The sequence below is a fragment of the Microcystis sp. CS-574 genome (genome assembly GCF_028329095.1).
Lineage (GTDB): Bacteria > Cyanobacteriota > Cyanobacteriia > Cyanobacteriales > Microcystaceae > Microcystis > Microcystis ichthyoblabe_A.
In genome coordinates this window covers 1-11,096 of the sequence record NZ_JAQMSY010000141.1, presented here as the reverse complement: position 1 = coordinate 11,096, position 11,096 = coordinate 1, and the positions used below count along the sequence as shown (strand labels likewise).

At 45.6% G+C, this 11,096-nt stretch carries 11 protein-coding genes; 8 read left to right on the top strand and 3 right to left on the bottom strand.

The window, feature by feature from the left end; translation table 11 throughout:
- The first annotated feature begins 439 nt into the window (after positions 1-439).
- Positions 440-679: a DUF4327 family protein gene (locus tag PN470_RS11190; RefSeq protein WP_002738935.1), complete on the top strand. Its 240-nt coding sequence runs from the start codon at positions 440-442 to the stop codon at positions 677-679.
- A 227-nt stretch (positions 680-906) separates the two neighbouring features.
- On the opposite strand, the gene PN470_RS11185 is transcribed toward PN470_RS11190, so the two are convergent.
- Complete coding sequence (locus tag PN470_RS11185) at positions 907-2,097, bottom strand: class I SAM-dependent methyltransferase (protein WP_271939555.1); 1,191 nt, start codon at positions 2,095-2,097, stop codon at positions 907-909.
- A gap of 286 nt (positions 2,098-2,383) precedes the next feature.
- Here PN470_RS11185 and PN470_RS11180 point away from each other — a divergent pair, with 286 nt between their 5' ends.
- The 4 genes from PN470_RS11180 (at position 2,384) to PN470_RS11160 (ending at position 4,959) form a co-directional block, all read left to right on the top strand.
- Complete coding sequence (locus PN470_RS11180; RefSeq protein WP_271939553.1) at positions 2,384-3,670, top strand: AAA family ATPase; 1,287 nt, start codon at positions 2,384-2,386, stop codon at positions 3,668-3,670.
- Positions 3,667-4,299, top strand: a complete 633-nt coding sequence (locus PN470_RS11175) for a retron system putative HNH endonuclease (protein ID WP_271939551.1) — start codon at positions 3,667-3,669, stop codon at positions 4,297-4,299. Before PN470_RS11180 ends, PN470_RS11175 begins: the two co-directional genes overlap by 4 nt.
- 201 nt (positions 4,300-4,500) lie before the next feature.
- Positions 4,501-4,650 (top strand): isochorismate synthase, encoded by a 150-nt coding sequence (locus PN470_RS11170; protein ID WP_150978318.1) that lies wholly within the window; start codon positions 4,501-4,503, stop codon positions 4,648-4,650.
- 144 nt (positions 4,651-4,794) lie between these two features.
- Entirely contained in the window at positions 4,795-4,959 is a 165-nt protein-coding gene (locus PN470_RS11160) for a hypothetical protein (RefSeq protein WP_272104552.1), read from the top strand.
- Positions 4,960-5,134: 175 nt separating this feature from the next.
- On the opposite strand, the gene PN470_RS11155 is transcribed toward PN470_RS11160, so the two are convergent.
- Positions 5,135-6,046, bottom strand: a complete 912-nt coding sequence (locus PN470_RS11155; protein ID WP_271935659.1) for a TauD/TfdA dioxygenase family protein — start codon at positions 6,044-6,046, stop codon at positions 5,135-5,137.
- Positions 6,047-6,140: 94 nt separating this feature from the next.
- Entirely contained in the window at positions 6,141-7,685 is a 1,545-nt protein-coding gene (locus tag PN470_RS11150) for an iron uptake porin (RefSeq protein WP_272104551.1), read from the bottom strand.
- 509 nt (positions 7,686-8,194) lie between these two features.
- Here PN470_RS11150 and PN470_RS11145 point away from each other — a divergent pair.
- Genes PN470_RS11145 through PN470_RS11135 form a run of 3 tightly spaced genes read left to right on the top strand, consistent with a single transcriptional unit; the run spans position 8,195 to position 10,940 of the window.
- The gene (locus PN470_RS11145) at positions 8,195-9,028 is read left to right on the top strand and encodes an ABC transporter permease (RefSeq protein WP_016515843.1); all 834 of its coding nucleotides are present in this window, start codon (positions 8,195-8,197) and stop codon (positions 9,026-9,028) included.
- Between the two features lie 33 nt (positions 9,029-9,061).
- On the top strand, positions 9,062-10,102 hold the full coding sequence (locus PN470_RS11140) for a taurine ABC transporter substrate-binding protein (RefSeq protein ID WP_016515844.1): 1,041 nt from the start codon (positions 9,062-9,064) through the stop codon (positions 10,100-10,102).
- Between the two features lie 13 nt (positions 10,103-10,115).
- Complete coding sequence (locus PN470_RS11135) at positions 10,116-10,940, top strand: ABC transporter ATP-binding protein (RefSeq protein WP_016515845.1); 825 nt, start codon at positions 10,116-10,118, stop codon at positions 10,938-10,940.
- Positions 10,941-11,096: the final 156 nt, after the last annotated feature.

Sequence of the window (11,096 nt, the reverse complement as noted above, 5' to 3'; positions counted from 1 at the left end):
GGTGTGGGGTGTGGGGTGTGGGGTTTTATCGATTTTCAGGTGGTCAACTACCTAATTTTCAGGGAAAAAGTCCAGGAATTTTCCCCCCGATCACCCCAATGGCTGGCACTTTTTGAGGGGAAAAAAGTCTAAAAGTCTTATCCAACAAGGTTTTTAGATTTATTCAGCAAACCCTAGATAGTCAACAGCTTAACTGATCACTGATAACTGATCACTGATAACTGATCACTGATCACTGATTTGGCATAAGGGGACTCGACAGCTTTTAGCCGATGAATTTAACTTTTCTTAACCTAAGCCTAAACTGGCGAGGGGAGAGGGTTTCGCTATATATAAAAAATTGTCATCCTCGATACAGCAAAAAATCTCTTTTGTCCCCTTATAGGTTAGAGTATAGTTATTGATAAGACTTTTTTGTAGATCTTGCAGGAAATCTCCCATGAGTGCCATAACTTTCTCCACCGCTCCCACCGCTTACTCTATCAGGATGATTAAGGACGAAGTCCGTCAGATGGTAGAACAGGGGGTAGTGAGCAGACACCAACCGATCTACACCCTCTGTCAGTTCATTCCCCCTCGGGAGTGGGTTTGTGTTGAATGTGAACTAGAACGGTGTGACTACCTTCTCAGGGATCAAATTGGTGACTTAATCGCCTCGGAATCTTGGGATAATGACTAAACTCCCGTTTGCCGATCTGGGTAAAAATCGGACCAATCAGAAATTTATCAGCCTTGTCCACTCTATATAACTATTATAATTCAGCCCTAGTCATTTCTGGGGCTGAAACTATGGGGAGAGAGGGGGATAATTGTTAAGAAACAAGAATTTTTGGCAAGATTTAGCCAAGTTAGTTTAAAAGTTGCCGATTGCCAAGGGACGCTATCTCTAACATCCCCAAGTTTTCCCTAACTTAAAATCAGTAGTTGGCGCTGTTGTAAAGAACGCACACCAGTTAATCCTAAACCAACTTGAGCATCGATTGCTCCCACGGTTAAACGACCATCGCAAGCTTGTAGAAAATCAAATTCTCTCTCCGAGAGATTAACTGGCCGATAATCGTAATCTAGAACACTTGCACTAGGCCAACCATAAAGACAGGGATGAACTTCGGCCACTGCATTCTCTAGGACTTGATCCCGGGACCAATCGGCAGTCAGAATCGGTGGTTTAGCGAGGAAAAATTCATAGTGGGTGATTTCTGGATCTAATAATTCCGTCAAGCGATAACGTTCCCTTTCCCCTAAATTTTGCGCTCTAGCCATCAATTCGGGGGATTTACCCAATAAACGCTCTAATTGCCAGTAGGAAGGGTTAGAAAAGCCAATAAAAGCTAATCCTGACGCATCAATCAGTTGAAAGAGGGTATCGATATTATAGTCCACTTCCCGGGGGTGAACGTACATATCAGCGAAGGATTCATCGCGATGATTTTCCATTGACCAACGCTCTTTTTCCCGTTTCAAAATGCGATTATTTTCTGGTAGAGAGGCAAAAATCTTTCGGCCGACAGCGACCCCATCTTTATAATCCCCGCGTCGGTCTCCTTGCAAAAGTGCGATCGCAGATTGCATTAACTGGATTTCCCAGCGTCCCAATTGTGCATAGACGAAAATATGCAGCAGACCACCGGGGGCCAGTTTTTGCGCGAGGGATTGAATACCTTTAATCGGGTCCGGGAGATGGTGCAGCACCCCGACGCAGTTAATTAAATCAAATTCTCCGGGGAGATTGGTGGCCGATTCGAGGGGTAAATGGTGAAAATCCAGAGAACCTCGGTGTTTTGGTGCGACTCCCGAACGATTACAGCGTTCTTTGGCAATTTCTAGGGCTTTTTCACTGATATCTATAGCGACTATATTAGCAAAAGGGTTGAGCGCGAGCAGATATTCGGTTCCCGCACCAGTACCACAACCCGCATCGAGAATGCGGATATCCTCTCGTTCAGGTTTACGATGACAACAAAAGTTATAGGCAGCAATCCAATTCCAGCGCCAATTGTAACCGGGAGGAGGTTCATCTAGGAGCGGTTCGGGGGGGAAAGGATAGGTATTGTAGAGACGTTGTACAGCAGTGCGAATAGTAGCGTCGTCGGACATGAAAATTGGCAGAGTTTAGGATAACACTCGATCGATTGTCTCACAGACGGCAGCGATCGGGAAAGTCAGCCGGGGTTTTTTTGAGTTGGTCGAGGGTAAATGATAAATAATCATTATGACTATCCGGTTCTGTGCCAAAATTAGATATTATTTCTTTGGTCGATATTTTTTTCTATTCCTTGTCCTACTGTCTCTTAACCCTATCTAAGTTTTACTGGCAATTATTGGAGAGTCATTCTCTAACAATTATCTCAAATATAAGCAAATCTTGCCGATACAAAAAACCATGAGAATTAAGTCTATAAAGCTTATTAATTATCGAGGTGCAGTCAGTTTAAACATCGACTTTCATCGGCAATTAAACGTATTTATAGGAGTTAATGGTGCTGGAAAATCCACCATTTTAGACAGTTTGGCTATTATGCTTTCATGGTTAGTTAATCGCCTAAAAAATACTAATGCCAGTGGACGACTTCCAGAGATTAACGAAACCGAGATTAATAATGGTCAGTGGACGGCTATAATTGAAATCACTGGGGTGACGGAAGATAGTCAAGAGATTACTTGGAAAATAGTAAAAACTAGGACTGGATATATCCACGCTGGAGAACGGAGTAATTTTAGCCAATTAAATGAATACACTCAACAAATACAACGACAAATTACTGAACATCAAGGACAAATTAACCTACCTTTATTTGTTTATTATTCTGTTAATCGAGCAGTGCTGGATATACCCTTAAAAATTAAAACAAAACATCAATTTGAATCTCTAAGTGCCTACGAAAATGCTTTAACCAGTGGATCAGATTTTCGCACTTTTTTTGAATGGTTTCGCGAGCGCGAAGATTTAGAAAATGAAAATAGAAAATATCAGGATTATCTAATTAAACCAGAAGGTTTTTGTTTTCCTGATCCCCAATTGGAAGCGGTTCGGGAAACGATCGAACGTTTTCTACCGGATTTTAGTAATCTTAGCGTCCGTCGTAATCCCTTGAGAATGGAAGTAACAAAAAAGAATAAAATAGTTACTGTTAATCAACTTTCTGATGGAGAAAAATGTCTGATTGCTATGCTTGGAGATTTAGCTCGAAGAATGGCGATTGCTAATCCTCAAAATCCTGATCCCTTAACGGGTACTGGTGTTATTATCATTGACGAAATTGATTTACATTTACATCCTCAATGGCAAAGATTTGTAGTACCTAAATTACTAGAAGTTTTTCCTAACTGTCAATTTTTTATTTCCACCCATTCTCCTAATATTATCACTCATGTTCAACCAGAAAGTTTACACTTCATGGAACAAACAGAAATGGGAATAAAAATTCATCCCGTGCAGGAGTCCTACGGCAAAAATGTTGATCGAATTTTAGAAGATTTGATGGGATTAGAGACAACTCGTCCCAAGGAAATCGCTGAAGCTTTGAAAGATATCTATGAACAAATTTCTCAAAATCAATTAGAGGCAGCTAAAAATAAAATCAATGATCTCAGAGCTAAAATTCAAGATGATCCAGAATTAATTAAAGCTGAAGTTATTATTCGACGCAAGGAAATTATCGGAAAATGAAGTATATTAGAAAAAGACAAGAACCACCAGAGTTTAAGAATTGGAAAGAGCAAGCTAACTCAGATTGGCAGCCCGACTTTAGAAATTTAGCGGGAAACCCAAAAGAAATACTAATTAAAGCTTTGATGACAGAACAGGGGGAAATATGTTGTTATTGTGAAAGTCGATTGATTGATGGTAAATGGCATATAGAACATTTTAAACCTCAGAGTGATCCCAGTGTTGATCCCCTAGATTATGCCAATTTGCTATGTTCCTGTCAGGCAAATCTTAAGTCTGGTGAACCTCGGCACTGTGGTAATCTAAAAGATAACTGGTTTGATGAAAATCTCTTAATCTCTCCACTTAATCCCGATTGTGAGTCTCACTTTGCCTTTAACTATGATGGTACAATTAAACCTGCACAAGAAGATGATCAAAAAGCAATTAATACTATCGAAAAGTTGGGATTAAACCTCAATAAAATCAACGACTTTCGTCAGAAAGCCATCGAACCTTTTTTGGATGAGGAGATAGATAATGCTCAATTAAAAGTTTTTGTCAATGGATATTTATGCTTAGATGATCAACAAAGATACAATCCTTTCTGGACAACAATCAAATATTTGTTCAGCGATTTAATTGAATAATCTTTCCTTTACAAAAATACAAGAATTATTATAAAAGTTTAGATAAACCAGAAAAAATATAAAGTCTTATGAAGATTATTCAAGAATTATCTCAAAAGTCAACAATTGATGAGATTCTGGCGAGACAATGGGGATGGGGGGGGTGAATCAGCCTTTCCCAAGTTGAACAGAGATTGTTGTCGAGAGTCGGAGAGAAAAGCAATGAATATCAAGGATACATTACACGATTTTGTCCAGTACCTAACAGAGGCTTTCGCTCGCATTTTTAGTCCCAACAATGACGAATATCCCGATGTGGGGATGCAGCCTTTTGATGCTGAACCTTACCATGCTCCCAAGGGTAATTCTTAACTAAAAATGACGGATAACTGCTTTGAGATAAAAGTTATGGGTAGGGATGATAACCCTACCTGATTTTATAGAATCCATTTGGTATCTTAGGATACAGCTAATCGTCCTAGTAGAAGTCGAAGAAAACAGAGATGAATTTTGGTAGTGGAGTGTTCTAAAGTGCGCTCAAAATTTTTGACTAAAGATTGGCAGCGTTCCATCCAAGAATTACTTCTTTCAATCACCCATCGAGTTTTTACAGGTATGAATCCTGATCAACCCTTCTCCGCTTTTTCGGTTTTTGACGGTTTTGGAGACAGTTTAAACTGAATTTTAGTGGTTCTTCCGAACTTACACTGTAGAAAATTCCTCAAGCTCCCTCTCTGCAGAGCAATGCTGTAAAGTTGATAAATATCAATCTAACAAAAACTCAAAGCCTTAGTGTACAAGCTTTACAAGCATGAGTTGTTGATAGTTTTATATGACAGGTTCGGTAGAGCCAGTTTCATAGAGTGGAAACGGGAATATAATCGCTAACGTCTCCCGTAACCACACCACCACGCTGTCCGTCAATACTGAGCGGAACATCACCCACGATGGTGATTCGTTGCACCCGACGGGGGCGATCGCCATAGTCCGCAATCGCGTAATGCTGGGTAGAACGATTATCCCAAAAAGCGATATCCCCCACTTGCCAACGCCAACGCACTGTATTTTCCGGACGGGTGACGTAGGATTGCAAAAGTTTTAGGGTATCGAAAGAATCCTCTGAAGAAAGTCCTTTAATACGACGGGCGAAGGATCCTAATACCAGTGATCGCTCACCAGATTCAGTATGGACGCGCACCGCCGGATGGATAGCCTCATAAATTGTCGATTGGAAAACCTTGGCGTAATCCCTTTTGGATTGGGAAATATCAACCGTAGAAGCGGCATAATCCGAGTGATTGGTATGAACGACCCACAGATGCTCAGCTAAGGCTTTCAAATGGGGTGGCAAATCTTCATATCCTGTCACCGTATTAGCCCACATCGTATCCCCTCCATATTGCGGAATAATAACCGCACGTAAAATCGAGCCTAATGGCGGTCGTTCTACAAAAGTAACGTCGGTATGCCAAAGATCCGTATAGGCATGGTGTCGCCGATAATCTAAATCAAAAATTTCAGGGTAATCCGTTAAGTAACCCGGTACAGTGGGGTGAGCTTTCGTCAACTCGCCAAAACGACGGGCAAAAGCGATGTGACCCTTTTCGTCTAAGGTTTGTTGTCGAAAAAAAATAACTTTGTATTGAATCAACGCCTTACGGATCTCCGCGATTAGATCATCGCTCGGATTTTGACTCAGATCGATGCCAACGATCTCGGCTCCAATTCGCCCGGCGATCGGTTCAATATTGAAATAGTTGAAACCCATAGATTTATCCTCTAGTTCCTAGTTCTCACCGTCTCAGATCGGTGACTTAAATACGAAAAATGCAAGAGCAAATGTGGCGATAACGGGATGTCTTTTAGAAAGTAAACGTGGTTCTGACTGTCCCGATGATCCCGTCGGGATTTCCCGCATCCTGGTTAGGCGCGGTGATCCAGATCACCCCCGGCGTGATCGAGATATTCTTTGTCAATTGGTACTTATAAAACGCCTCCAGATGGAGCGAGAGATCGTTCGGGCTAGTATCTCCCCGATACGGCTCTGCGCCCACCATGAGACCGCCTAAATTACCCTCTTTGCCCAGATCGGGAAAGCCGAGTCCTAGCGCATAGTACCAGATATCGGCACTACCGGAACCGCTAGTCCTTCGGGCGTTGGTGTAACCGAAGAAACCGTTAAGAATGACGTAGGGGTTAAACTGGAAGAAACCCGAAACCCCGTAGGAGTTCGAGGAAACCGGCCCGTTAAAGGGCGCGTTCGCGGGAGCCGTACCGATTTTCGCCCCTCCCGTGCCGAAGTCGAAGAGCGGTCCGTCCGGTTGATAAGCGTGGACATAGGTGAGCGCAATACCCGCGTTCGCGCCGGGCAACCAAGCTAGTTGGAACAGGGTGTTATATTCCCCGTTAAATAAACCGTTTCCCGGATTGGGGTTTCCCGATGTATCGTCTCCCGCCAGATAGCCGGCGCTAATGGTAAACTGTTTGCCGATGTTGTAATTTAGACCGACTCCCGAACCCCCGCCGAGGGTGTAGACGGGATTGAATTGGGCGAAGATACTGAGGGCTTTCCGGCCGTTCGTCCCTCCCCCGATCACGGGGTTAAGAGTCGGGGCGAAATCCCACCAGCGACCGCTATAGGCTGGGAGATAGACGTACAGATCGCCCACCGGAAACTCGTAGGCGAGCCAGTCGAGGACGATATCGTTGCCGTTCCCCGCCGGGAGGTTAAAGGTTTGGTTGCCCTGGGCGTTATTGGGGAATCCGGGGAGTCGCAATCGGGTCGTACTACTGGCCGCCAATCGGACGGTTAAGAGGTCTTTTCCAGTAAAGCTAGACTCCAAGGATAGACGAACCCGATCTTGAAACACAAGGTTACTTCCCTGTATCGAACCTTGGAACGCGTCGGTCAGGGCAAAGATTGCTTCTCCCTTCAGTTTTGTCGTCGTCGAGAATTGATGATTTTCTAGAAAAGCGGTGCGCTGTTCGAGATTGTCGATCCTGGCACCCAAGGCCGCCAACTCGGCGGCGAATTCCTCCGCCAATCGGTTAAGCCGAACGATATCCTCGCGGGCGATCGCTACATTTTCCTGAAGTAACCGCTCGATCGTGTTCAGACAGGCGTTTAAGCCCGCGGCGAACTCCCATCGCGTTAAGGCTCGATCGCCCCGAAAGGTTCTGTCGGGATAGCCGACGATACAGCCGTACCGTTCCACTAATTGTTGCAGTGCTTGATAGGCCCACGCACTCGGCGATACGTCCCGCAATTGGGAAACCGAAGTGATCTGGGCCATCGGCGGCTGGTTTTCTAAAAATTTTTCCTCGGCCTGCGACGAATTTGCGCTCGCGAGGGCTATCCCGACCAAAACCGAACCCGAAAATAATCGAACTAGAAATCCCTCGAACATACTTATAGACTCCTTCACCGCAAATTAAATACAGTAAGTTGATAGGCATACTATATTTATTGATTGATCGAGGAGTATGACACAAATTTCCGAGCGGCGCAAGTTTTGTCAGGATATCCAGACTCTTCGCTAGGTCGTTCCATTAGTTATTATCTATGGCTGCCCGTTTACTTTTTTGTCCGTTACTTAATTAAGGTATAAATGACAACCTTGCATCCAGCTAAAAGTCATTCTGGGTATGAATTTTAAAATTCTATAAAAGAAAATTTATGTCTGAAACCAGCAACGCCAGAAATATTTGTCAAGTACAATTTATACAAAATTATATGAGTTTATTTTGATCAACAAACTTGACTTTTTTGGTCTGCTTGCCGTAGGATAATGAAATCTCGATAGACTAGCTAACTTTACGAATTTGTGATTAGGCTACACGAGAGAAATTAGCAGTAGTTCGATCATTTCTTTCCGAGAAATGATCGCTCTTTTCCTATTAGCCGCGAGGGAGTTGTATGGTTTTGAAACCGGAAAAGACACCCACCCGAAATCCTTCTCGAAAATCCCCGATCTATCGTTTTCTGACTCCGGAGCGAGCGATCTCTCTGGGAGCGGTGCTGCTGATCTTCGCCCTCTGGTATCTCAGTACGTCTTTAGGCTGGGCTAATCCCCTGTTTCTCCCAACGCCTGCAGCGGTTTGGTCGGCATTTGTCGATATTCTGCAAAGTGGCTACAAGGGCCACTCGCTTCTCTATCACCTTTTTCAGAGTATGTACCGACTGATGGCGGCGCTAGTGCTGGCGACTGTTACCGCCATCCCCCTGGGTATGTTATGCGGTTTCTCCAAACCGATCCGAGCAGCCCTTGACCCAATTATCGAGTTCTACCGACCGCTACCCCCCCTCGCTTACTACACCCTGTTAGTCATCTGGTTAGGCATCGAGAATCCGTCGAAAGTCGCCCTGTTATTCTTGGCCGCCTTCGCCCCACTTTTTCTAGCGGTGGTTTCCGGGGTGGAACGGATCTCGATCGACCGAATCAACGGCGCACGATCCCTCGGCGCTTCCGGCTGGCAGTTATTTTTCTATGTCATTTTCCCCTCCTGCTTGCCGGAAATCTTCACCGGATTGCGAACGGCGATCGGGGTTTCCTATTCCACCCTAGTGGCGGCCGAAATGGTGGCCGCTGCTTCGGGTATCGGTTGGATGGTACTTGATGCCAGTAAATTTCTCCGCAGCGATGTTATTTTCGTCGGCATTATCATCATGGGGTTAATCGCCATAGCGATCGACGCAGTGATCCGTTGGATAGAGAAAACCCAATTGCCCTGGATCGGTCGGGATGCCTGAGTTTTTTTCTTAGTGATTGTAACGAGATATCTTATGTTAATCAAACGTCGAGAAGTATTGTTAGGTTTGTTGGGCGCGAGTGTACCTGTGATCCTCTCTAGCTGTGTCGGCGAGAAGACAGGAAGTTCTTCCTCTTCGTCCCCCGCCACGACCGGAACACTTCCGGAAAAAATCCGCATCGGCTATCAGGTGATCCCCAATCCCGAACTACTGGCGAAAGCCTTGGGACTGGCGGACAAAGCCTTTCCTGATGCCAAGGTAGAATACATCAGCTTCGATTCGGGACGGGACGTGAACACGGCGATCGCCGCCAAAGGAATCGATTTCGGGGCGTTGGGAACAGTCCCCGCCAGCGTGGGTATCGCCAGTGGATTACCCTATCAGGTGTATTTTATCCTCGACGTGATCGGCGCGGCGGAGGCGTTGATCGTGAAGAAAGACATCAAGTCGATCGCCGATCTCAAGGGCAAAAAAGTGGCCACTCCCTTTGGTTCCACTGCTCATTTCTCCTTGGAATCCCTACTGGCGCTGGAAAATATTCCCGAGAAGGAGTTGAATATCTTAGATTTACAACCCCCAGATATCGTCGCCGCTTGGCAGCGGGGGGATATCGATGCGAGTTACGTCTGGCAACCGAATCTCAGTAAACTTCAGAAAGACGGGGGAACGGTGCTGATCTCCTCGGCCGATCTGGCTAAAAAAGGCATTGTCACGGCGGATCTCGGGGTAGTGCGAACGGAATTCGCCGGACAGTACCCCGACGTGGTGAAGCGATATATCGCCGTGTTGGATGAGGCGGTTAAGACATACCGGAGCGATCCGGAAAACGCGATCAAAGCTTTAGCTAAAGAACTGAATATCACGCCGGAGGAAACGGCCGCCGCGGTCAAAGAGTTGATCTGGTTGGATTCGAGCGAACAGCAATCGCCGAAATATCTGGGGACGACCGACAATCCCGGTGACTTCGCCAGAATCCTTAAGGAATCGGCAGATTTCGCGGTCAACCAGAAAAAAATCACCAGCGCGCCCGATCTGGCTACCTTTCAAAAAAGCCTCCTTACCAAAGCCCTCTAGTTTCTGAAAGTCCATGAGTTACTCTTTTGCTGCGAAAACTATCTCCGATACCCCGAGGCGAGAAGTGATGATTTGCGAACTAGCCAATGTCGGTGTTACCTTCGGCTCAGGTAGCGAAGGAAATGAAGTCTTGCGGGACATTAATCTAAGCTTGTTCGCAGGAGATTTCGTCTGCGTGTTAGGCTCTTCTGGGTGCGGTAAGACGACGTTATTACGGGTCTTGGCTGGCTACCAACGGCCGACGACGGGAATAGTCACCGTCGCGGGGAAACGACATACCGAACCTGATCCCGATGTGGGGGTCGTGTTTCAACGTCCTAACCTGTTCCCTTGGTTAACGATCGCCAAAAATGTCGAGTTTGGGCCAAAAATGAAAGGAGTGAGCGATCGGGAACGAAAACAAAGGGTATCCGCCACTTTGGAGATGGTGGGACTCTCGGAAGCGGCGAATTTCTTCCCCTATCAGCTTTCCGGAGGGATGCAACAACGATCAGCGATCGCCCGTACCCTAGCCGCCGAACCAGCGATTATTCTCATGGACGAACCTTTTGGCGCACTCGATGCGCTCACCCGCGAATCGATCCAAACCCATCTCAGAGGCATTTGGCAGAGAACAGGGAAAACGATCTTTTTCATCACCCATGACGTGGAAGAGACTCTCTTACTCGCCACCCGCATCGTTGTCCTCCACGCTCGTCCCGGTCGCGTGGTTAAGGATATCGTCAATCCTTTCGCCCACCGTGACCACGAGGTAACCCCGGCTTCTTTGCGGCTATCCCGAGAATTCCTAGAGATGCGACAGAATTTGGTGGATAGTATTCGCAGCGACGAGATATAGTCACTTGATCCCTTTAGGGATTTCAATTTCTCGCTCTATTGTTTAATCATTACAGTTTATAAGTAAGTAGTTATAATTAAATTGAAGATAGATTTTGCGTCTGATCCCCCCTGCCCCCCTTGATAAGGGGGGTGCTGATGGGCGGGGGGATCCCCC